Below are 21,867 nucleotides of genomic sequence, written 5' to 3' on the forward strand. Positions count from 1 at the left end.
TCTTTATGCGCGTTACGCCACTGCTGCTGGCCTTATTTGCCGCTCCACTCTTGGCCAAGGGCGACCTGGCAAGCCTTGAAGCCGCTATCAAGGCCGACCAGCACCAGGCTTTGCCGGTGAACGCCTATATCAGCCTCAACCCTGATGCCCAAAGCGCGCTGGCCAAGGCGCCCAAAGGACCACTGCACCGCTGGCTGCTGGCCATCAAAGACAATATCGAGGTCAAGGGCCTGCCCAATACCGCCGGCTCTTTGGCCCTTAAAGACTACGTACCCAGCCAAGACGCGCCGCTGGTAGCCCGGCTAAAGGCCGCCGGCGCCGTGGTGCTGGGTAAAAGTAACTTAAGTGAATGGGCCAACTTTCGCGGCGAGCATTCCATCAGCGGCTGGAGCGCCACCGGCGGCCAGACCCGGCTGCCCATGGACAGGCTGCGAAGCCCCTGCGGCTCATCATCAGGCTCGGCGGCGGCCGTGGCAGCCGGGATGGCCGATGCCGCCATCGGCACCGAAACCGACGGCTCCATCACCTGCCCGGCGGCCATGAACGGCTTGGTGGGGGTCAAACCCACCTTAGGCGCGGTTTCCCAGCAGGGCATTGCCCCCATTTCTGCCGAGCAAGACAGCGCCGGCCCCATCGCCAGCAACGTGGACGATGCCACAGCCTTGCTGCTGGCCATGAGCGAGCCGGGCTATTTTCACGCCAAGGCGCTGCCCCAGGTGGCGCTGGCTGAGCTTAAGGTGGGGGTATTGACCGAAAAGGCCGGGTTTGACGGCCGGGTAGCCGACCTTTTGGAACAGGCGGCCAAAGTCTTTAAAAGCGCTGGCGCCGAGGTGGATAACGCGGCGCTGCCAGAGCTGGCGGCCCTGGGCGACGACGAATTTACCGCCCTGGTGTGGGAGTTTCATCACGACCTCAATGCCTACCTCGCGGCCCTGCCCAAGACCGCTGCCGTGCACAGCCTCCAAGAGTTGGTGGCCTTTAATGACCAACATGCCGCCAAAGAGCTACGCTACTTTGGCCAGCAAACCCTGGAGCAGGCCTTAAGCCCACCCGATGGCAGCCAGGCCCGCCAACGTGCACGAGCACTGGCGCGTCAAACCCTCGATGCCTTCTTCAGCAAAGGCCAAGACGTACTGATTGCCCCCACCAATGGCCCGGCCTGGCTGATTGATACCGTAAATGGCGACTTCTACCGGGGCGGTACCTCCACCCTGGCAGCAGTATCTGGCTACCCCCATGTCACCGTATCCATGGGTGATATCGACGGCCTGCCCATCGGTTTGTCACTACTGGGGCCACCGGGGAGCGACCTTAAACTGCTGGCCATCGCCAAGGCCTGGCAACAGGCCAGCCGCTAGATTGCATCAAGGCGGCCCGCTCTTTACAGTAGCGCCCCCATTACAAGGAATTTGCCCACGCCATGCGACGCGCCAACAACCCCGACGACAAAGCCCTGCGCTACCGGCAGATCCTCGATTGCGCCCGCACCTTGCACCGTGATTTCCAGCGCCTGCCCACCGCCGCCGAAATGGCCGGGCACCTGGGCCTGGGCAAAGGCACCTTGTATCTGTATTTTCGCTCCCGCGAAGCCATTTTCCTGACCCTGCTGGAAGACGACATGCGCAGCTGGCTGGAGCGGCTGGAGACCGCCGTGGATACCCTGCCGCTGCCTCAGGCCATAGACGATTTGTGCCGCCACATTGCCGGCGACGAAGACAGCTGCCGCCTGGCAGCTCTGGCCCACGGCCTGATTGAGCACTGCGACGATCTGGACGCCATTCAGACCTTCAAGCGCCACATGGCCGATGCCGTGGCCCGCTGCGCCGCCCGGGTGGCCAAGGCCGCCGCCATGGAAGAGCGCAGTATCCAGGCCCTTATTCAGGCCAGCCACGCCATGGTGGTAGGGCTGTGGCAGGCCGCCAACCCGCCGGCCGCCATTCGCGCCCTGCCCGACGCCACCGGCCTTTTGGTACCGGATTTTTCCAACACGGTGCGCCAGGCGCTGTTTGCCCTGTGGCAAGGTTGGCTGACCAAGCACCGCCACTGAGCGTTCACCCTGCCTGCCGGTCTTGTGGTCGTGCCGGCCGTTGAGCCTGGCGCCAAATAAGGGACACTGAACAAAAAACGCCATAGGAAGTGCCATGAACCGTCTCACCCCTGTCGCCGCCCTCTGTTTCGCCCTTTTAGGCGGCTGTGCCCAAACCCATTCCCCCGCCGACCCGGCCCAAAGCGTTCAAACCAACTTCAATAGCCTGATGGACCAGTACTGGCAGGCCAGCAACCAATACGACAGCCTGCTGGCTGGCAGCCATAACCCCAGACGCGGCGCCGGCCACCTGCCGGACCTTTCCCCGGCAGCCTTGGCCGCCGAGGACCAATACTGGCAGCAGTTCAAACGCCAGGTCGAAGCGGTGCCAGCGGCCAGCCTTGGCAACCAGGACCAGATCAGCAAAACCATGCTGATCTACGAGCTCGACAACCGCATCGACAACTACCGCTTTGGCGATCACCTGATGCCGCTCACCTCCGAGTACGGCTTCTGGGTGGGCCTGGCAGGCATGAAGGATTATCTGCGTTTTCAAAAAGATGCCGATTTTGACGCCTACCTCACCGCCCTTGGCGATGTGCCCCGTTACATCGACCAGCAAATCGCCTGGATGAAAGAAGGCCTGGCCAAGGGCATCACCCAACCCAAGGCGGTGCTGGGGCTGGTGGGCAGCAACATCAATTCCTACATCAACGAAGAGCAGTTCCTGAGCCCCTTTGATGCCCTGCCGCAAAGCGACCCGCGCCGGGCCAAGGCCAACGAGGTGGTAGACAAGGCGGTGTTGCCGGCCTTTAACAAGCTGCACGACTTCATGGTCAACACCTATATTCCCAACGCCCGCACCAGCATCGGCATGTCCGAAATGCCCAATGGCCGGGAGTGGTACAAAAACCGGGTCAAGCACTACGTCACCCTGGATATCAGCCCAGAACAGGTGCATCAGCTGGGCCTGACCGAGATGAAGCACATCCACGAGCAGATGAACGCCATCATCCAGCAGCTGCACTTCAAGGGCGATCTGCATGACTTCATGCAGTTCCTGCGTACCGATCCGCAGTTCTATGCCAAAACCCCGCTGGAGCTGCTCAAAGACGCCTCCTACTACGCCAAGCGGGCCGACGGCATCCTGCCCCGCTATTTTGGCAAGCTGCCTCGCAAGCCCTACACCGTTACCCCGGTGCCGGCAGACATTGCCCCCAACTACACCTCGGCCCGTTACTCCGGCTCCTACACCGACGACAGGCCAGGGGAGTTTTGGGTCAATACCTACAACCTCAAGGTGCGCCCCATCTACGAGCTGGCGCCGCTGACACTGCACGAAGCGGTACCGGGCCACCACCTGCAAATCAGCCTTACCCAGGAACAAACCGGTCTGCCCGCCTTTCGCCGCAATGGCTACATCAGCGCCTTTGGCGAAGGTTGGGGTCTGTATAGCGAATACCTCGGCGAAGAGGCCGGTTTCTACCAGACCCCTTACGAGCACTTTGCGCGGCTGATCTTCGACGCCTGGCGCGCCGCCCGGCTGGTGGTGGACACCGGGGTGCACTGGTACGGCTGGAGCCGCGAGCAGGCCCAGAAATACATGGCCGACAACACCGGCCTTAGCCTGCACAACGTGCAAACCGAGACCGACCGCTACATCACCTGGCCCGGCCAGGCGCTGTCGTACAAGATGGGCGAGCTGACCATCTTGCGGCTGCGTGAAAAGGCCCAAACCGAGCTTGGCGATAAATTCGATATCCGCCGCTTCCACGACGCGGTGCTGGCCAACGGCGCCGTGCCTCTCAAGGTGTTGGAGCAGCAGATAGACCAATTCATTGCCACCGAGCAAGCCCGCAAGGACTAACCCCCAAGCCCCGCCCAGCGGGGCTTTTTTATCAGTACCGCGCTGGCCAGATTTGAGAAAAGCATTTTAAATCAAAGCAATGGACATGACAGGCTGGAAATAGGCCTGCGTGACCTTGAGGTCAGGAAACCAAAAGGGTGCCAGAGCGGTTCATTCCATCGAGCACAAAGCGGCATCGCCGACGAAAGGCCGCGACCGTCACTTTGCTACTGGAAACCCTAAGCCCGCTCGTTCAGCATCCACTGGGTCAGGGTGGGTGATAGTCGCTTTTTTGCCAGCAACGGAGTGCTGCCATGAAGTGCCTTTTTCCGCTGATGTTATTGTTGGCCAGCGGCGCCCAGGCCACCGAAGCCGAAGCCCTGGTGGCGGCGGCCAAGGCCCGCACCGAGCAGGCGGTACGTTACGACGGCCGCTATTTCACCATCGGCTACCCTGGCGGCGATGTGCCTGCCGGGCTTGGGGTCTGTACCGATGTGGTGATCAGAAGCTACCGGCGCCTAGGGGTCGACTTGCAGCAAAAGGTGCACGAGGACATGGCCCAGCACTTTGCGCTGTATCCGTCCAAACGGATCTGGGGCCTTAGCCGCCCCGACAGCAATATCGACCACCGCCGAGTGCCCAACCTGCAAGTGTTTTTCAGCCGCCACGGCCAGTCGCTGCCCGTCAGCCAAGACCCGGCCGCCTATCGCCCCGGCGATTTAGTCACCTGGATGCTGCCCGGCAACCTGCCTCATATCGGTATTGTCAGCGACCAGCGCGCCCCTTCGGGCAACCTGATGGTGGTGCATAACATCGGCCGGGGCCCGGAGCAGGACGACAGCCTGCTGCGCTTTCCCATCACCGGGCATTATCGCTACTTCCCGCAATAAAGCGCTTTTCAAATCAGCCGGTTGCGGTAACGTAACCGGTGATTGAAGGAGAGCGAGCCATGTTGACCATCACCCCATTCCAGCCCCACCACCAACAAGGGGTGGTGGAGCTTATCCTGCCCATTCAGCAGCGCGAATTTGGTATCGACATCGATATCGCCCGCCAGCGCGATCTGCTGGATATCCCCGGTTTTTACCGCCAGGGCGCCGGGAATTTCTGGGTGGCTTTGGACGGCGAGCAGGTGGTGGGCTCCATCTCGGTGCTGGATATCGGCGCCGGTCAGGGGGCGCTTCGCAAGATGTTTGTCAAAGCCAGCCACCGGGGCGCGGGCCAGGGGGTAGCAGGCCAGCTCCTTGATACCCTGCTCCACTGGTGCGCCCAGCAGGGCCTTGGCGACATTTACCTTGGCACCACCGCCCAGTTTCTGGCGGCCCACCGCTTTTACGAGAAACACGGCTTTAGCCTGGTGGCCAAAGAGGCGCTGCCGGCACGTTTTCCGGTGATGGCGGTAGACAGCCGCTTTTATCGCCGGCAACTGCCCAGAAGCTGAACCCACCCCGGCCTGCCTTTGCACCGGCCCCGGAGCCTTTGTTTTACTGGGGGCTCACGGCATCGCAAAGGAGTAGAGATGAACGTTTTGGTTATAGGCGCCACCGGCGGCGTCGGTAAACACCTGCTGCCGCTCTTGGCAAACCAGCACCAAGTGGTGGCCATGGCCCGTAGCGACGCGCAACTGGCCGCCTTTGAGGCTAAGGGCGTTGACGCGGTCGCCGCCTCCCTTGAGCAACCGGTCAACCAACTGGCCGCCGCCATGGCCGGTATGGATGCGGTGGTGTTCAGCGCCGGCTCCGGCGGCGCTACCGGTAGCGACAAGACCCTGCTGATAGACCTCGACGGCGCCGTTAAAGCCATGGAGGCGGCCAAGGCCAGCGGCGCCACCCGCTTTTTGATGGTGAGCGCCATCCAGGCCCACCACCGCCCCAACTGGAACGAGAGCCTGCTGCCCTATTACGCCGCCAAGCACTATGCCGACCGCGAGCTGATGGCAAGCGGCCTCGCCTACACCATAGTGCGCCCGGCGCTGCTAAAAGATGAGCCCGGCACCGGCCTGATAACGGCCGCCAAAGACATCACCAGCGGCGGCGCCATTGCCCGCCAGGATGTCGCCAGGGTGCTGGCCGCCTGCCTCGATACGCCCCACACCCAAGGCCAGGCCTTTGACCTGATAAGCGGCGAAACCCCCATCCCACAAGCCCTGGCCGCACTATGAAAAAAGCCCCGCATTGCGGGGCTTTTCGTTATCAGGCGGCGAAGCGCTGATGCAGGTAACGGTTGATGTCGCTGGACTCGTACATCCACTCAACCTCGCCATCGGCGTGGGTGATCCGCAGGCACGGCACCTTTACCTTGCCGCCGCCGGCTTCCAGAGCCTGGCGAGCGTTGGGGTCACGGCGGACATTGGCCATGTCGATGGGCAGGGCCAGGCGGTGCACTTCCTTTTTCACCTTGATGCAAAACGGGCAGGTATTGAACTGATACAGAGTCAGCTGGCGACAGGCAGCATCCACTTTGGCCTGTTTGGCGGCGTCACGTTTAATGGCTTTGGGTTTGGAAAGGGCCGCGTAGATCAGCATAAAAGGCATCAACACTCGGCGAAGGACGATAAAAAACAAACGGATAACGGGTCTCATAGCCTCTTCCTCATGCCCTTGGGCATACCGCAAAGAAAGGAAAACCCGTGCAGTTTATCAGCCAGGCGGCCCCCGGGCGAGGCCGGGGGCGCCCGGTTAGCGGCGCGGAGGCGGCGGCGCCCGGTATTCGTTTTCGCTGATCACGCCATCGCCGTTGGCATCAAGCTTGTCGAACATCTGCGACAGCATCGGGTCGCTGGCTGCTTCGCTGGTGCTGATCATGCCGTCACCGTCGGTGTCGAGGCTGGCAAAGGACGGCGGCCCGTGGCGGTCTCCCGGGCCATGGCTGAGGGCGGCTTTAAACTCGGCTTCGCTGAGAGTGCCGCTGCCGTCGGTGTCGATGCGGCTGAACATATGGCTCAGCATCGGGTCGTTGGCGGCTTCACTGCTGCTTATCTCGCCGTCGCCATTGCTGTCGAGGCTGCTGAACGAAGGCGGAGCGGGAGGCGCTGGGCGGTCCTCGGCCCAGGCGGTGCTGACCGCTAACAAAGAGGCCAGCGCCAGAAGATGGTGTTTTTGCATGGTATGGTGGTCCTGTGATTTACCCGTTACCGACAGTAAACCCGGGCCAGACGCGGCGCGGTAAAGATTTGCAAAGGAAAATACGCAAATGAGCAGCAAAAGTGCACCGCCCCTGATCCGTTTTCCCAATGCGCAAAAAAGCGAACTGCTCACCCTGTTGCAAGACTGGTTCGACAAGGAGCTGGACCAAGAGCTGGGCCAGTTTGATGCCGAATTCCTGCTCGATTTTATCGCCGCCCAAATGGGCCCGTATTTTTACAACCAGGCCCTGGCCGATGCCCAGGCGCTTATCGCGGCCCGTCTCGACAGCCTCAACGACGGCTTTTTTGAGCTGGAAAAGCCGCTCGGCTAAGCGGGGATCTCCGCCACCTTGCAAAGCACCTGCAAGAAGGCCTCGCAGGCCGCGATGGCGGCGGTCTCTTCCATGGTGTGATAGCCGGTGGTGGGGATCTGCAAGGTGGTGCCGGTCACCATGCCGTTAGAGGCGGCCACAATGCGGCCCATCTCGGTACTGCCCAGCGACTGGGGCTCAAGGCCCTGGGCCTGCAACTCGCGGTTATGCTGCTCGATAAACTGGTCTTTGAAACTTGCCTGGTAGCCGCTTTGCTGGCAAAGCCGCTGCAATTGCCCGGTGAGTTCCAAATCAAAGGCGGCGTTGGCGTCTTTGTTGCGAAGCACCAGATGCTGCTGGTCGGCAGCGGCGCGGTCCGGGTAGGGGCTGGTGTCTACCACCACCAGCCGGTTGGTGCTGCTGCCAAAGCGGCGGAACCATTCCAGCAGGTAGCGCCAGCTCTTGCCCGCCTCTTCCTGGGCGGTGAAGAAGGCGGTGCCTTCAAAGCCCAGGCTAAAAAGATGCACCAAAAAGGCGGCGGTAAGCACGTTGTCCAGCTGCCCTGAGATGGTATCGGGGCCAACAGTCAGGCGGTCGGCAAAGGCCACCGGGGTGCCCGCCACCAGATGCTCCAGGCCATCGAGGGTAAAAATCAGGTTGTTGCGCCGCTCACAGACATGGGCCGAGGCTATCTGCCCCTTGCCCCGGTAAGCACCGGACCATGGCTCGTAAGCCATCACCGGAGTGGCGTCGAAGCGGTCCACAATTTTCGCCATCAGCTGCTCAGACACCGAGTTACCCAGCAGATCGGAGCGGTTACCGGCCACAAAGGCGGCGTATTGAAACTCGTTGGGGCCGGTGCAAATCAGGCCATGGCGGTCGATGTGGGCCGAGAACATCGCCGATTGCGGCCGGCTACCCTGAGCCACCAGCAGCCCCTCATACCAAGTCACCTTGGCGCCCCGCTCTTCCAGCTCACGCTGTAGCACCCTGAAAAACGCATGCTCGGCGCCCACCACACTGGGCTCGCGGATCAGCACCTTGAGCAAGTCAAAAACGTCATTCAATTGCACGGATGGGTTCACAAGGGCTGCCTGCTGCCGGAAAAAGGTGCCTCTAGCATAAGCAGCCGGCGCCTTTTTGCCAGCGACTTTTTAGCGCCAGCGCCGCGGTGGCAAGGCGCTATGCACGGTGCGTCAAAAAATTGGCCTTTGGCGGTTTTCTTTTGATTCAGGCTTTGATAAATCATGTAGTTAGAAGGCGCGCTGGCGCCATCAGGGAATAGAGCAGGAAGATGCCACAAGCAGCCACAGGGTCACCCCGGCGCAATGCGGGCCAGGCCTTTATACAAAACGCCACCGTTACCACCGTTAACAGCACCGACGCCTTTGCCATGATTGAGCACGGCGGCGCGCTGGATTTGCACATCACCACCCCGGTGGGCAGCCAATACCATTGCTCCACGGTGCTGATTGGCAAACACGGTACCCGCTGCCTGCTGCTGGAAGTGCCGGATATTCCCGCCGACGACTTCAACTACTTCTTCCAAGACGGCTTTTGGATAAACGTACGGGCCATCTCGCCCCGTGGCGAAGGGGCCGAGCTGCACTTTCGCAGCCAGCTGTTGCATCAGGTTAAAGATCCGCTGCCGATGCTGCTGCTGTCGGTGCCCACCTCGGTCAAGGTGACCCAGCTCAGAAAAGAGCCCCGGTTCGAGGTGAAACTGCCCGGCAAGGTGATTTTGGAGAGCCACAAAAGCGATTGCGAGCTGCGGGATTTATCCAAAAGCGGCTGCCGCTTTGTCACCCCGCCCCTTGGCAGAACCTTTCAGCTGGGAGACCAGCTCACCCTCAGCATCTTTGCCAACAGCCAAAAGACCCAGGTGTTTGCCCCGCTGCAAGGCTCGGTGTGCAACCTGCAACGCTCCTTGCACTACGCCCTTTACGGCCTGAAGTTCGACGAAGAAGGGGCCAATGCCGCCAGGGCGCTGCTTAACCGCCTGAAATTCAACGGCAGCAAGCTGACGCTACCAGCCTGACGGCCACAAAAAAGCCTCCCGGTGGGAGGCTTTTTCACAACGGCGCCCTTACAGGGTGAAGCTGTAATCCAGGTAGTAATCGGCGCCGCATTTGGCGGTAAATTCTTTGTCTTCCATCATCGCCTGGGGCTTGCCGTCGCCCTTTATCAGGCTTATCCAGTGGCGCATGGCGGCCATGCTGGGGGGCAGGGCCGGGCCCTGGCTGAAGGTGGTGCAGCTTTCCAGTTGGATATCTTCAATTTCCACCAGTTCCACGGCGCCGCTGCCCTTGCGGCAACCCAGTGACAACTCCAGGTGGCAGCCGCTGCCATCGCGCAGCAAGATGGCGCAGGGGTCTTCCTTCTCGCCGCTAAAGGCCACGAAGTGGCTGGCGTCTTTGAGGCCGCAATGGCTGCCGTCTTTGAAGTAGGCCAGCAGGTGGCGGTAATCGATGACGTAGCAGGTTACGTCCTGGTGGGAGCCGGCATCGAGGGGGAACAGGTTGTCCAGCACCGCTTTGGCTTTGAGCTGCTTTTCGCTTTGCTCGCCGGCGCTTACCGCTTCCACCGCAAAGATGGCCTCGGCGATAACGGGTTTGTGCTGGTCGTGCAGGTCTGTTCTGTTCAATGCGGGCATGTTCATCTGTGGTTACCTCGTTGAAAGTGTCCTCGTTACTGGGCCGCTGCCCACCTGATTTTTCTGCCGCCAGGGCTTTTGAGCGGCTTGTTTTGTAGCCTAGCCAAATCCTGACTATAATTTCACAACAAAAATTTCACAGTGTGAATTTTACAAAATGGCAGTGTCAAAAAGTCTGGTAAGGCAATCCCACTTCCTCGGCACCAAGGTTAGAAACCTGCGTAAAAGCAACAGGTTAACCATGGAAGACCTGTCATCGCGCTGTATCCGAATCAACCCTGAATACGCGCCGTCGGTGTCTTACCTGTCGATGATTGAACGGGGCAAACGGGTGCCCAGCGTGGAAATGCTGGAGGTGATTGCCGAGGTTTTTCAAAAAGATGCCAAGTGGTTTTTGGACAACGAACCCGAGCAAAGCAGCGAACTGACCCCCGACAAAGGCAGCCGCGGCGGCATCAGCGGCATGGCCTTGGAGCCGGGCTTTTTGTTCTCCAACGAGATTTTGCAAATCGCCATTCCCGAGATGCTGTCGCAAACCGGCATCACCGGCCGCCAGTTCGCTCACCTGCTGATCCGCGCCCACCAGGAAAACCTGCAAAACCACTTCCCCAACCTGGAACGGGCCGCCGAAGACATAGGCCAAAAGCGCCTTAACCTGGCGGTGGACGACTTGCTGGCCATGGCCAAGGCCCAGGGCCTGAGCATCCGCTGGGTAAAAAGGCCCCCCAAAGAGGTGGTGGACGAACTGGGCAACAGCGCCAAGCAGTTGGTGACCTCCTTCTTTGAGCCCCCCGGCACCCTCTACCTCAACGAAGTGCTGCGCCAATACCCCACCCGCCTCAAGTACGACTTGGCGGTGTATATCGGCCACAAGGTGCTGCACAGCACCGACACCCTGCAAAGCGTGCTGGCCATCGGCAATACCCAGCCCTGGGAAGAAACCCCCGACAGCCAACCCACCTCCGATCTCAACGCCCAGGACATACTGCAAGCCTGGCGGGATTTCGAGTCCAGCTTCTTTGCCGGCGCCCTGTTGTGCCCCAAGGTGCCCTTTCGGCAACTGTTGGACCGCAACGGCTACGAGATAGACGTACACACCAAGGCCGGGGTGTCGCCGTCGGTGGCGATGCGGCGGATGACGGTGGTCTCCCCCTACCCGCACTGGCATTACTTCGATGCCTACGGCCCAGGCAAACTCAAGGCGGTGTACCGAGGCAACGGCATCCCCCTGCCCTGGGGCAACATGCGCAAGGTCAACGACCCTTGCCAGCACTGGGCGGTGTTTCGCCGGCTCAGTGAAGCCCACGCCAGCAGCCAAAGCTCGGCGCAGATCTCCATTCTCAACGTCGGCGACCAGCCCCGCATTTACTGCTGTGAATCGGTGAACGTGATTGACCCGGCCGGCAACAACCGGGTGCTGTGCGCCGGTATCGACCTGCTACCCGCCCTCGCCGCCCAGGGCTTTGCAGCAGACGCCATCGCCCAAGAACTCAAAGCCTCCTGCGTGAAAAACGGCGGCAGCACCGCCATACCCAACCCCATCAAAAAAGAGCTGCGCACCGTCGCTAAGATTTTGAATATCAACTGGATAGAAAGAGGCATCGACACCGAAGCCCGCCTTATCTGCTCCCGAGGCGCGGTCTGCCCCAGAAAGCCCAGCTGCTATGCAGGGTGCGGTGAGGGCTAGGCGTACGCCACTTTTGGGAAATTTTTAATGCCAGCCAGTTTACCCGTCGTTTTGATGTGGTTATGGTGGGTCTGTGGCGCTTATCTCGCTGAGTAATATGGGGATTTGACGCGGACAAACACGAGAAACTTGCCTTCTACTCGGTGACTCGCCAGGGAAGGTTTTCTAACATTGAGCCAAGTCATAACAAGGATGTGATCAGCATTTTGGGGGCTGTAACTCAAGGGCGGTAGCGTGCTGATAAACGGCTAACTTAACATGCATATCAATATGATAAATAAGGTTTTTTAGGGTTAGTTAGGCTATACGGTACATTCCCTTTATCACCCGGAATGTTCGGACAGTCCGTGATCCCCACCCTTAAAGCCATTGTAGGCACGACAATTTTCGAGTTTGTTCCTGACAAACTTGTCGCCCCGGTAGCTTTGCCGCACAAAGTCAGCAGGACTGCCATTAAATTTGGCTAAATTGAGGGATTTTAGCATAACCTATGAGTAAAGTTAGGATTCATGTTCCAACAATTAAGTTTGATGATATTGGCTTTCATCAAATTCTAAAGATATTCGAAAAAATAACATCTGAACCTAAAAATAACTTTGATTTTGATTTTTCTAAATGCTCCAGGCTTGATCATCACGGAGTGGTTTTATTAGGTGGTCTTTCTCGGTACGTGAATTTTCAAAACACGAGACTTACTAGATCTTTAATTGCAATGTTAAAAGCTGAGCCGCTCGCAACTGCTGGAGTAATGTTCGATGTAAACTCAATGAGTGACTTGATTCGAGAAAAACTAATCGAGAATAATTTCCTCAGTCATTTCACACAACATAATTTCAATGGATACGCATCAGGTGATTATATAGGCTACCGAGAACATAAAAATCATTTGAATGAAGATAACATTGCAGAGCATTTAAGTGAACAGTGGTTGTCTGATGACAAGGTAAACTTTAGTGTTACCTTAAAGGAAGTCTTGATAAGTAAGATATTTGAAATTTTTATGAATGCTTACGGGCATGGCGCTTCTGTGCAAGACCTAAGTGAATTAGGTGTCTACAGTTGTGGTCAGTTTGACCGGAAGGAGAAGACACTTTGCTTGAGTGTTTTAGACTTTGGACCTGGGATTGCCTCTAATGTTCGGAAGTTTAAAGAAGATATCAAAGATGATGTTACTGCCATGCAGTGGGCTCTTGTCAAGGGGCATTCTACTGGTACTGATAGTGTAAAGGCCGGCATGCCACGAGGCTTAGGATTCGACTTGCTAGGTGAATTTGTTAAACTTAACGAGGGTGAGATCAGAATTTACAGTAACGAGGCTTATGCACAGATCAGTAAAGGAAGAGATTTTATTGTTACTAGCCATGGACTTAACTTTCCGGGAACATTGGTAAGCATCAAGATAAACTGTGACGACAGACACTATCGTTTTAAATCAGAAGTCAGTAATCAGGTTAAATATTTTTAGGAGTTTGCAATGAAAATAGTAAAAGTATTTGATTTGGTAGGTAAAAATGCTATATCTATGCAAAGTGGCACTAAGCTACATGATGCTATTTACAAAAGCTTGATGAATGATGAGTTCATTGAATTAGATTTTTCTGGTGTTTTATTATATGCGTCACCATTTTTCAATGCTTCTATTGGAATTTTGCTGAATGATATCACGATTGACCGATTAACAAGAAACTTAAAGATAACCAATTGTAGTGATGTTGGAATTGGGCTATTAAACGCGGTTATTCAGAATGCTCTCCAGTTTTATGGAGGAGATAAAACGGTGTCGGATACTCTTAATAAACATGAAAAAGAGTAACAGGAATGAATAGAGTTTTTGACATTAAGCGTAACATTGAACTTCATCATAGCGATAGGTTTTTTGTAGATACCAATGTCTGGTTTTGGTTTACTTACGCTGCATCAAATGAAATTAATCCGGTAAATTATCCTGTTAGATATCAGATTGAAAAGTATCCTCTTTTTATAGAAAAGATTCTAGATAAAGGTGCTAAGCTGTATCACAGCCCTCTAGTATTATCGGAATTAACAAATATCATTGAAAAAACCGAGTATAATAGCTACAAAAATTCACATCGCCTGCATAATCTAACTCGAAAAGATTTTCGAGACATAGAAGAAAAAAGAAAAAAAGTTATGCTTGAAGTTTCTAATTCCTGGGCTCAAATCACATCTATGTCTGAAGCTTTGGAGCTTACAATTAATTCGGATTTAGCAGATTTCGCCTTAAAAACACTTAATGCTCATTCTCTGGATGCTTATGACGCATTCTATATTCGCTCAATGTCAGAGTATCAAATAAGTAAAATTATCACTGATGATAGAGATTTCCAAAGCTTAGACTTGGAGCTTTATACGGCGAATAACATGTTAATTAGTTGAACCATAGATATATGGAGTAAAATATAAAGAAAATCCATCTTCTGAGTAACCAAAGTCCAATTTTCTCAATGCATCGCCTGTGCAGTATTAATCAGCCTTAAAGGGTGTTTTCTTCGCTCTGATACCGCGTTTTGTCGTTAAAAACGCAAATCCAAGACGAGCAAGATTATCAGCGACTACTGAAAGCATATGAGTGTCGCCAAAACATGTCCCCCATTTCCAGAGTGATTTTACAATAAATTCCTTATCTTATACCTATGATTCCATATTAATTTCAACGTTACCATCCAAGGATGACTAAGTGGACTACTCGCTAGGGCGCGAGCATAGTTTGTAAAATTTCGTAACAACTATGCAGTATCTACACTTGCTTTAGGAAAAAGCCAGTAAGGCGTATACCTGACTGCAAGTTTATGTTGATTTAAGGGGTTAAAATTCAATTTAGGTGTACTTTAACAAAGTATAATCCCGCCCTGGACTACTCGCGTTACTCAATACAAGAATTGCAAGAAAGCTTAAGCAGCATTGATAAGTATAAATACCCAGAGCGATATCAGGAGCTGCTGAAAGAATTTTCGTCAAGAAAAGAAGAAGTTGAGCAATATCGAAAGCATGAAAAAGAGAAAATCACTGTAACCGTAAATAATCGCTTGAAAATTCTGGCATGGGTTCAGATCATCACTTGCCTTGGATTTATCTTCGCCGGATTCACTAGCCTATTACAGCAATTTACACTATTTAACTTTGCATTATTCTTGGGGACTTCAACGCTCAATGGATTGGCAGGCTACTTTCTCTTAAGGCGAAAGCGGCTTGGTTTCCAATTGTCGTATTTTAACCAGATTGCCCAGTTATTCTGGTTCAATTTTGGATCCATCTATTACGCATACTCTGGGTTAATATATCTGGTAGTAGTTATCCAAAATGGAATCGGTATCAAAGCATCGCTATTCAGTCCATCATTCCAATTTCTATTGGGTAATAACTTGGGCTTTGGTGTTGGCATCGACTTGGTTCCATTGTTTTTCATATGGTTATTAAGTAGTTGTCATACCGAGAAAGATATATAGAGAATAGAACATCTACGTGATTTTAAATAGAATGGGGTTGGCTTTATAACACTTTTTATTTTGTATTTTCGGGAGTGACAGCAGTAACAGGCGACACCCATCTTTTGAGTACGTTATTCTTTTCTCGCCGCACTCCATACCTGAGCTATCAAGGTAATACATGCGCAAACTTCTCATTTTTACTTTATTCTTGTGCAGCAACTTGTGCGCTCAGGATTTAGTTTCATTGTATGAAGAAAGTGGGGTTACAGCCCCAACCTTTTTTGACAAATCCCATTATAAGAGCAATGAATATAGCACTTTTGGTATCACTGAGATTGGTATTCAGAAAACATCTTGCTTTGGACACTGCCCTGCATTCATGCTCAAAATAAAAACGGATGGTACAGTTTATTACGAAGGCTACGGCTTTGTTGATAAGCTCGGCCAGCATAACGGTAAATTGAAACGGTCTCAACTTGAAAACATTCTTGCCTACATTAATGAAATTGACTTCATGGATCTGCAAGACGTTTACAGTGTTGACATTACTGATCAGCCATCTGTTTACACTATGGTTAAAACACAGTCTCAGCAAAAAATAATCAAGAACTACGCCAATACTGGCCCAATGACATTATGGGCATTAGAGCAATTAATGACTCAGCTGTTAAACGAAGTAAGATGGTTGGATTAGCTGTGGTAATTCAGTGATAGGGGCGTTTCTCAAGGCTAGTTTTTGCATGGTGAATCCGCCATTATTAGATGGGCGTCCTTTTTGTTCGAAGAACACTGGTCAAGTGTTCTCTAAAAAAAGGTGGATGAATATGGTATTAGACGTGAATGGATGGGCATCCGAAAATAAAAAATTTGATGATGCTGAAGTCAGTAAAATTGAAAAGGAATTGGGAGTTAAGTTTCCCCAATCCTATATTTCTCTAATGAAAGATTGGAATGGAGGTTACTTGCATGAAGAACATCAGATTTTAATTGAAAATGATGTTCCTGAAGATTTAATCTACTACCTTGGGGAGAGATTTTGGACGGTTGGCTCAGTAGCTGGAATATCAGCTGATCTAAATAACAGTGAAGGCATAATTAATAAATCTAAAACAGCCCATGAATGGGGAATACCAGAAAAGGTAATTGCTTTTGACGGAGATGGTCATACATGGGTAGCTTTTGACTACCGAGATAATCCCGATAAGCCAAAGATTATTTTCATTGAGTCTGACGAGCTTTTGTCATTTTTTTTGGCTAGCGATTTTTCAGATTTTATTAGCAAACTCATCCCATCCAGCCAAGTATATGACAATGATGGGAATGTCATCTTTGAACAAAAATAATAAAACAAGAATAAAAGAGCACTCATCTTCTGAGTGACCAAAAGTCCACTTCTCAGAGAGCAGCACGACGTACACAGCGAGCAATGCAGCGATAGTAGGGCGTGTCGTTCACCGACACCTGTTCAGCACGAGGACGGGTCATGGCCGGGGCCTTTATCAATAGAGGTTTTTCAAGGCTAGTTTTTGCGGGGCAATTGCGCCATGATGGGACGGGTGTCCCTTTTATTTTTGTTTATTTTTTATCGTCACTGATATAAAAAATAGCGCCCTTCTTTTTAGTCGCCATAAAGGGTTAATGATTGGATGGGTGTCCTTTTCTTTTTTACGATTAGATGGGTGTCCTTTTTACTTTTCTTTCCACTGTCAGCATCATGCTGACCTTATTAACATGCTCGCCTCCTGCTGGCCAAACCGTTATTAGTTTAGCCTGCCAGGCTAAAGGTTATTTCACACCCTAAGCCTCACTGATTTACTGAAATTTCGAAAATCAGAAGATGGGTGTCATCTTAGATTCTGTTAGATTGCTCCTTTTTAGACCTCCCCCACTTACCCCCAAATTATCTCCCTTCAACTTCTGATTTAACGGCCTCAACAATAGCGCTCCATTTCACAAAAGCAAATATTCTTCCATGTTTCACCAAGAAAGCATCTACATAGGAATCTGGCATATAGAAACTTCCATCTCTAGTAGTGAGAAAACTTTCTCTACTAGCGAGAATATGTTCACCGCCTTCGTCAAATGGGAATATTGTCTGCACACCTATACGCGAGCTAACAACTGAGCAAACGCCCCCTTTCTTCACATAACTATTACAGTTACCAATAAAAAAGTACTTCTTGGCATCTGCATCAGCATCGGACGCTTTGGGAACTACGACTGTTACACTAGCCATTTCCCCTTTAAAAACGCTGGAAGCTCGTCCTTTAAGGATAATTTTTCCACTATCCAAAACTTTATAAGTCTCAACGGTCAGCACTCCAGCAACGTCTGAATGCTTCATAAGCTCATGCAAGGTTAACTTCTCTGTACTTGCAAAACAAAGAACAGGAAAAACAAAAAGCACAGCAATTAAAAATTTCATTTGAATGACCCCAATTTTTTTATCGCGTAACCATCCGCCTCATGTTCCAAAATTATACCTTTACCATGTCCTTGCTCATGCATAATCGTAAATTCAGCGGATCCAATGGCGGTGAAGTTAACATTCCTATGATAATGAAAATTTCCATCCAGAATGGTAATATCTGACTTTGGCCCAATAGCTGCTGCATATATCATCATATACAGGACACTCATCTTCTGAGTAACCATAAAGAGTGGGCCAGAGGAATGTCCTCTTTGCCACTTCAATACGCTTTGGACAATGCTGGTTTCACGCTGACACAGTGTTTTTCTGTTAGAAACGCAAATTAGAGGCGAGCGAGACTATCAGCGGGTGCCGAAGGTCTGTGAGTGTGGTGCGGTGGGAGCTTTGAGCAGCCTTTATCAATGGGCCGACTACGTACCGTCTGACAAAGAAAGCCCCGGCCACCCTAAGGCGGCCGGGGCCTTGATCCGCTATTTACAGCGACTTTAAGAAGCTCAGCAATTGCTGGCGCTCTTGCGCACTGAGCGCTGCAAAACGCTGTTTACTGGTTTGCGCTTCTCCACCATGCCACATAATGGCTTCGGTCAGACTGCGTGCTCGGCTGTCGTGCAGATATCCCACGGGGGTGCCCGCCGCAACATATTCGGTGTAGCCAATGCCCCACAGCGGCGATGTGCGCCACATGCTGCCCGTTGCCAAACCTTCTTGAAAACCATCGGCCAACCCGTCACCCATATCGTGCAACAGCATGTCGGTGTAGGGCTTTATCGTCTGATTGCGCACTTCGGCAAATTCTGACGTGTTGCCGGTTTGCAGCTCCACCACATGGCAACTGCTGCAACGGATATCGGTAAAGAGTTTCTCCCCTTTGGCTATCGCATCTGGGTCTACGTCCAGGTACGGCAAGGGGGTAACGCCTTTGGGAAAACCACTGACCAGGCTGCGCTGCGCCGGGACGCCCAAGAGCTGCAAATACTGGGTCATGCGCTCGACCGCTTCGGCAGAAAGCCCCATATCTAGCCCGTCACTGGCATTGCAGTGGGCAGAGCCTGCCAAACACAGCCGGTTGGGATAGACCGGTGAGGTGACCGACATATCCAGCAACGCCGCGTTGGTTACTTGATGACGCAAGCTGACTTTGCCGGCCTTCCAGCCATAGCGGCCGAGATGTACTTCGCCTGTTTCTGGGTCATAGCCGTAGTTTGCGGTGCCTTTCACGCCATCTTCGTCTGGGCTGGTGCGCACCCGAGATAAAATCTCGGCATCGGGGATGGCTTCGAGCAGCCCCATGCCGATCATCGGCTGCGCCGCCCGCAGTGAATAGACCGCAGGGGTTGGCCCCTCGAACGCTACCTTGGGTTTTCGCAGCGCCACCACGGTGCCATCGGCCAGGGTTGCTGAGGAATCCTCAAACCCTGCCAGCCAAACTCCCGTGCCCCAATTTTGCGCTTCGCCGGTGGTTACTGAGCGGGCGTTCATCTGTACCGCGAGGCCGTAATGGCGGTCTGGCCAATAGGTGCCATCGACGGTGGACTCGGCGGTGCGTACCGCCATGGTATCGAGCCGCTGGTTAATCACCGTTGGCGCTGCACTGCGGCCATTGTTGATGTGGCAACCAAAGCAGGAAGACTGGTTGAAGCGCGGCCCCTGCAACGCCATGCCCGCATCGTTGCGGTCGTTATCCGGCTCGTTGTGCTCGCCAGTCCACAGGTTGGTATGGATCCAACGGCGCCCTTCCACAAAGCGTTGCATGTTTTCCATGGCAATGGTGGTTTGCGGCTGTTGGAACATAAAGGCGGCATTATCGGCGTAATCGTAAGAAATAGAGCCCGTGCCGCCTTGCAGTGTTTCCTTGGGTAGCGGCGCGTTTTTCAGCCGTGGTTGCACCCCATACCAAGGCCGCAACCCTTCACCCATGACGTAAGTCAGCTCATTGGTGTAGTAGCGATAACCGTGGCTGTCGCCTAGGGAATCCATGATCTCGCGGGTGGTAAAAAACGAGCTGGAAAACTCCAACACATCGCCTACTTCCAACGGACGGGCGTCGATGGTTTTACCGTTCGGTACCATAACGCCGTTGGCGTCGGGTGAATTGTCGCGATGGCCCGGAAAGGTATCAAACAACACACTGCAACCGTCGTTGGCACCCATTACGCCGCCATAGCCGCTGTCGGGACGCAGCAACACACCGTTGGCGGGTTTAGCCACTACCGGGCAGGGGGCGCCATCGGTCAAATAGGTGGAGTCATCCAGCAAATCACCCGGGCTCATCCAGCCATAACCGGTCACATAGGGATTATCAAAGCCACGAACAAAGACATGCCCGCCGCCTTTTTGCGGTTCCTGAAAATATTGGTTAACCACTAACTTGGGATGGGTCACCCCGGCGACATGGCTGTCGTCGATGATCTCCACGCCCCAGGTACGAAACTGAAAATAGTTGGCCACAAAATTAAGATGCGCCCCTGGACCTTTGTCGCGGGGATTACCCGCCGCATCCACGGTGTCATTCACGCCATAGCCAATCTCGTTCCAGTCTTCACCGCGTTCACGGGCATGGCGAGAGCGGCCCACCATACCAAAGCGTGTTACCAAGCGGCCGTCGGGTAAGGAAAACTGGGTAGACTCTATCGGCTCGTCAAACTGCGGCAGTGGCGTCAGCCCGGCACCCGACATCGGCACAGACACGGCTGAGGTTTGCAGTGTGGGCAGGGAATTCTCGGCAGTTGGCGCGCGAAATTCGGCTTCAAACAGGGAGTAGCCATACTGGGTTGCCCGCGTGACCCCCTGTAAACGCAGATAACGGGCGTAGATACCCAAGTTGTAAAACTGCTCGGTTTCCCCTTGTGAGTCGACCACATAACGCAATTGATACCAGGTTTGGGCATCGTCAGAGATATACACCGCATATTGTGCTGCATGGGCGCGTTCCCATTGCAACTTCATGTAACCGATGGCGGTCTTGCTGCCAAAATCAAACTGCAGCCACGCCGCGTCAGGATCAGCCGCGTTACTCCAGGCGCTTTCCCAACGGGTTTGTAAATCACCATCGATGGCTTTTGCGGCAGTATTGGTGTCGTTCTCATCGCCAGAAGAGCTGGCTTGCACAGGCGTAACCACCGCCGCATCCGTTGCTGCTGCCGCGGCGCTCATGGCGGACTGACGTTGCGATGAGCTAAACACAAAATCTGCCGGCAGCCTCAAGCTATCCGGCGGCGGTGGTAATGAGGGGCCACCGGCTTTGGGCAACGGCACCGCACTGGTGAGAGTGGGCGCTTCCAAGGTGGGTTGGTTTTCATCTTCCGGAACCGGCGTTACCGGCGTATCTCCCGGTTCTTCAGGATCGGGGGTACCACTAACAGGAGGTGGTGTGGGTGTCGTCTCTGTACTGCCATCATCACCACCACCGCCACCGCAGCCAACAAGCAGCGTGCCAAGGAGTGGCAACATGACAACCCAGCGAGTGATTAAGAGAAAGCGAGTTTTATCATTGGTGAGCAAAGGCAGTTCCATTGTGATTTTTCCTAAGAGGCGTTTATGCACCCCTTTTCAAAAGGCCATGAGTTGCCATGATTGACGCAGGTATTCGCTGCGTATTCATGCTCCTCGCAATCCGCTACGTCGCCAGACGACATGAATGCTTAACTCATATTGGCGACATGGCTTTTACATTTATTGACTGCGATATGAAAAATTGTTTGTTGAAGCGAAAAAACCCAGCATCAATATGGGTCAGCCACTTCTTTATCCAAATCAGTGCAATAGGTAACGACGCTACCCGCCTTGGGTCCGCTTTAAGCAGCGCGCTTTACTGCCGGTAGCGAAAGCTAATGCGATCAGAATGTAAATAGATAGTTTGCACATTGGCGCCAACGCGCGAAGAGCAAAGGCAAAAGGCAACGGCCAGAGAAAGCCTGAGTAACCAAGACCATAACTCCCCCGCCAGGGTGAGGCTTGCCTATCAAAGCGCTGCGGTGATGCTGCTAAGCGCGAGCACAGAACCTGCGGGCCAGAAGGAATCGCCACGCAAGGTAAGCAATATTTGATTTAACCAAAGATCCCCGAAAGGACGCCGCGTAACACCTGGAATGCTGCTTTGCCTCGGCGGCCCGCATACATTTTCAGACAAAAATGATCGTTTTTAAATTAAGGCCGCCCGTCGGGCGACAAAGTTTTCAGGAGCCGGTTTAAACATCGGAGCAAAACGGCAATGGCCCTTTGGGCAAAGGCCAGGGTTGGTTTTTGTCGTCCCGGCTTTACAACCAGCCGAAAAGCGAAATTCATACCCTCGCCAACGCCACCACAAAAAAAGCCGCCCTCAGGCGGCTTTTTTATTGCAG

At 53.6% G+C, this 21,867-nt stretch carries 20 protein-coding genes; 14 read left to right on the forward strand and 6 right to left on the reverse strand.

Annotated features, from left to right (window positions below):
* The first annotated feature begins 5 nt into the window (after positions 1-5).
* The 6 genes from EDC28_RS14120 to EDC28_RS14145 all read left to right on the forward strand — a co-directional run bounded on the left by EDC28_RS14120 (position 6) and on the right by EDC28_RS14145 (position 6,033).
* Complete coding sequence (locus EDC28_RS14120; protein WP_123422029.1) at positions 6-1,358, forward strand: amidase family protein; 1,353 nt, start codon at positions 6-8, stop codon at positions 1,356-1,358.
* Between the two features lie 62 nt (positions 1,359-1,420).
* Positions 1,421-2,047: a TetR/AcrR family transcriptional regulator gene (locus tag EDC28_RS14125; RefSeq protein WP_050659520.1), complete on the forward strand. Its 627-nt coding sequence runs from the start codon at positions 1,421-1,423 to the stop codon at positions 2,045-2,047.
* 94 nt (positions 2,048-2,141) lie between these two features.
* Positions 2,142-3,893, forward strand: a complete 1,752-nt coding sequence (locus EDC28_RS14130; RefSeq protein ID WP_050659519.1) for a DUF885 domain-containing protein — start codon at positions 2,142-2,144, stop codon at positions 3,891-3,893.
* Positions 3,894-4,186: 293 nt separating this feature from the next.
* Positions 4,187-4,762, forward strand: a complete 576-nt coding sequence (locus tag EDC28_RS14135; RefSeq protein ID WP_123422030.1) for a DUF1287 domain-containing protein — start codon at positions 4,187-4,189, stop codon at positions 4,760-4,762.
* A gap of 59 nt (positions 4,763-4,821) precedes the next feature.
* On the forward strand, positions 4,822-5,313 hold the full coding sequence (locus EDC28_RS14140; protein ID WP_123422031.1) for a GNAT family N-acetyltransferase: 492 nt from the start codon (positions 4,822-4,824) through the stop codon (positions 5,311-5,313).
* 78 nt (positions 5,314-5,391) lie between these two features.
* Positions 5,392-6,033, forward strand: a complete 642-nt coding sequence (locus tag EDC28_RS14145; RefSeq protein ID WP_123422032.1) for an SDR family oxidoreductase — start codon at positions 5,392-5,394, stop codon at positions 6,031-6,033.
* Positions 6,034-6,064: 31 nt separating this feature from the next.
* On the opposite strand, the gene EDC28_RS14150 is transcribed toward EDC28_RS14145, so the two are convergent.
* Together EDC28_RS14150 and EDC28_RS14155 are read right to left on the reverse strand one after the other, a co-directional pair.
* The gene (locus EDC28_RS14150) at positions 6,065-6,454 is read right to left on the reverse strand and encodes a glutaredoxin family protein (protein ID WP_123422033.1); all 390 of its coding nucleotides are present in this window, start codon (positions 6,452-6,454) and stop codon (positions 6,065-6,067) included.
* A 96-nt stretch (positions 6,455-6,550) separates the two neighbouring features.
* Positions 6,551-6,976 carry an EF-hand domain-containing protein gene (locus EDC28_RS14155; RefSeq protein ID WP_050659514.1) on the reverse strand — a complete coding sequence of 142 codons (426 nt, stop codon included), beginning with the start codon at positions 6,974-6,976 and terminating at the stop codon, positions 6,551-6,553.
* Between the two features lie 88 nt (positions 6,977-7,064).
* On the opposite strand from EDC28_RS14155, the gene EDC28_RS14160 reads away from it, so the two are divergent.
* The gene (locus EDC28_RS14160; RefSeq protein ID WP_123422034.1) at positions 7,065-7,328 is read left to right on the forward strand and encodes a DUF2164 domain-containing protein; all 264 of its coding nucleotides are present in this window, start codon (positions 7,065-7,067) and stop codon (positions 7,326-7,328) included.
* Here EDC28_RS14160 and EDC28_RS14165 read toward each other — a convergent pair.
* Positions 7,325-8,392, reverse strand: a complete 1,068-nt coding sequence (locus EDC28_RS14165) for a peptidase M42 (protein WP_123422035.1) — start codon at positions 8,390-8,392, stop codon at positions 7,325-7,327. The genes EDC28_RS14160 and EDC28_RS14165 overlap by 4 nt on opposite strands.
* Before the next feature lie 209 nt (positions 8,393-8,601).
* On the opposite strand from EDC28_RS14165, the gene EDC28_RS14170 reads away from it, so the two are divergent.
* A complete protein-coding gene (locus EDC28_RS14170; RefSeq protein WP_123422036.1) occupies positions 8,602-9,345 on the forward strand; it encodes a flagellar brake protein in 744 nt (247 codons plus the stop codon).
* 48 nt (positions 9,346-9,393) lie between these two features.
* Here the strand turns inward: EDC28_RS14170 and EDC28_RS14175 are convergent, their stop codons facing one another.
* Entirely contained in the window at positions 9,394-9,966 is a 573-nt protein-coding gene (locus tag EDC28_RS14175) for an aldolase/citrate lyase/malate synthase family protein (RefSeq protein ID WP_050659510.1), read from the reverse strand.
* Positions 9,967-10,201: 235 nt separating this feature from the next.
* Here EDC28_RS14175 and EDC28_RS14180 point away from each other — a divergent pair, with 235 nt between their 5' ends.
* From EDC28_RS14180 to EDC28_RS14210, 6 genes are all read left to right on the forward strand, one after another.
* Entirely contained in the window at positions 10,202-11,647 is a 1,446-nt protein-coding gene (locus EDC28_RS14180; RefSeq protein WP_419179032.1) for a DUF3612 domain-containing protein, read from the forward strand.
* A gap of 490 nt (positions 11,648-12,137) precedes the next feature.
* Positions 12,138-13,112, forward strand: coding sequence for a hypothetical protein (locus tag EDC28_RS14185; protein ID WP_123422038.1), 975 nt, complete (start codon positions 12,138-12,140; stop codon positions 13,110-13,112).
* Between the two features lie 9 nt (positions 13,113-13,121).
* The gene (locus EDC28_RS14190; protein WP_123422039.1) at positions 13,122-13,460 is read left to right on the forward strand and encodes an STAS-like domain-containing protein; all 339 of its coding nucleotides are present in this window, start codon (positions 13,122-13,124) and stop codon (positions 13,458-13,460) included.
* A 5-nt stretch (positions 13,461-13,465) separates the two neighbouring features.
* A complete protein-coding gene (locus tag EDC28_RS14195; RefSeq protein ID WP_123422040.1) occupies positions 13,466-14,044 on the forward strand; it encodes a type II toxin-antitoxin system VapC family toxin in 579 nt (192 codons plus the stop codon).
* 1,230 nt (positions 14,045-15,274) lie between these two features.
* Positions 15,275-15,790 (forward strand): DUF6438 domain-containing protein, encoded by a 516-nt coding sequence (locus EDC28_RS14205; protein WP_123422042.1) that lies wholly within the window; start codon positions 15,275-15,277, stop codon positions 15,788-15,790.
* A 130-nt stretch (positions 15,791-15,920) separates the two neighbouring features.
* The gene (locus EDC28_RS14210; protein WP_170164133.1) at positions 15,921-16,439 is read left to right on the forward strand and encodes an SMI1/KNR4 family protein; all 519 of its coding nucleotides are present in this window, start codon (positions 15,921-15,923) and stop codon (positions 16,437-16,439) included.
* Positions 16,440-16,996: 557 nt separating this feature from the next.
* Here EDC28_RS14210 and EDC28_RS14215 read toward each other — a convergent pair.
* On the reverse strand, positions 16,997-17,521 hold the full coding sequence (locus tag EDC28_RS14215) for a hypothetical protein (RefSeq protein ID WP_123422044.1): 525 nt from the start codon (positions 17,519-17,521) through the stop codon (positions 16,997-16,999).
* Positions 17,522-18,001: 480 nt separating this feature from the next.
* Positions 18,002-21,040, reverse strand: coding sequence for a di-heme oxidoredictase family protein (locus EDC28_RS14225; protein WP_244946597.1), 3,039 nt, complete (start codon positions 21,038-21,040; stop codon positions 18,002-18,004).
* Between the last annotated feature and the right edge of the window lie 827 nt (positions 21,041-21,867).

Source organism: Gallaecimonas pentaromativorans (assembly GCF_003751625.1).
Taxonomy (GTDB): Bacteria; Pseudomonadota; Gammaproteobacteria; order Enterobacterales; family Gallaecimonadaceae; genus Gallaecimonas; species Gallaecimonas pentaromativorans.

Coding starts and splice junctions, on each gene's coding strand:
- EDC28_RS14210 (WP_170164133.1), top strand. CDS start 15,921: ATGGTATTAGACGTGAATGGATGGGCATCCGAAAATAAAAAATTTGAT.
- EDC28_RS14160 (WP_123422034.1), top strand. CDS start 7,065: ATGAGCAGCAAAAGTGCACCGCCCCTGATCCGTTTTCCCAATGCGCAA.
- EDC28_RS14125 (WP_050659520.1), top strand. CDS start 1,421: ATGCGACGCGCCAACAACCCCGACGACAAAGCCCTGCGCTACCGGCAG.
- EDC28_RS14215 (WP_123422044.1), bottom strand. CDS start 17,521: ATGAAATTTTTAATTGCTGTGCTTTTTGTTTTTCCTGTTCTTTGTTTT.
- EDC28_RS14205 (WP_123422042.1), top strand. CDS start 15,275: ATGCGCAAACTTCTCATTTTTACTTTATTCTTGTGCAGCAACTTGTGC.
- EDC28_RS14140 (WP_123422031.1), top strand. CDS start 4,822: ATGTTGACCATCACCCCATTCCAGCCCCACCACCAACAAGGGGTGGTG.
- EDC28_RS14180 (WP_419179032.1), top strand. CDS start 10,202: ATGGAAGACCTGTCATCGCGCTGTATCCGAATCAACCCTGAATACGCG.
- EDC28_RS14190 (WP_123422039.1), top strand. CDS start 13,122: ATGAAAATAGTAAAAGTATTTGATTTGGTAGGTAAAAATGCTATATCT.
- EDC28_RS14145 (WP_123422032.1), top strand. CDS start 5,392: ATGAACGTTTTGGTTATAGGCGCCACCGGCGGCGTCGGTAAACACCTG.
- EDC28_RS14120 (WP_123422029.1), top strand. CDS start 6: ATGCGCGTTACGCCACTGCTGCTGGCCTTATTTGCCGCTCCACTCTTG.
- EDC28_RS14175 (WP_050659510.1), bottom strand. CDS start 9,966: ATGAACATGCCCGCATTGAACAGAACAGACCTGCACGACCAGCACAAA.
- EDC28_RS14225 (WP_244946597.1), bottom strand. CDS start 21,040: ATGGAACTGCCTTTGCTCACCAATGATAAAACTCGCTTTCTCTTAATC.
- EDC28_RS14185 (WP_123422038.1), top strand. CDS start 12,138: ATGAGTAAAGTTAGGATTCATGTTCCAACAATTAAGTTTGATGATATT.
- EDC28_RS14195 (WP_123422040.1), top strand. CDS start 13,466: ATGAATAGAGTTTTTGACATTAAGCGTAACATTGAACTTCATCATAGC.
- EDC28_RS14170 (WP_123422036.1), top strand. CDS start 8,602: ATGCCACAAGCAGCCACAGGGTCACCCCGGCGCAATGCGGGCCAGGCC.
- EDC28_RS14150 (WP_123422033.1), bottom strand. CDS start 6,454: ATGAGACCCGTTATCCGTTTGTTTTTTATCGTCCTTCGCCGAGTGTTG.
- EDC28_RS14130 (WP_050659519.1), top strand. CDS start 2,142: ATGAACCGTCTCACCCCTGTCGCCGCCCTCTGTTTCGCCCTTTTAGGC.
- EDC28_RS14135 (WP_123422030.1), top strand. CDS start 4,187: ATGAAGTGCCTTTTTCCGCTGATGTTATTGTTGGCCAGCGGCGCCCAG.
- EDC28_RS14155 (WP_050659514.1), bottom strand. CDS start 6,976: ATGCAAAAACACCATCTTCTGGCGCTGGCCTCTTTGTTAGCGGTCAGC.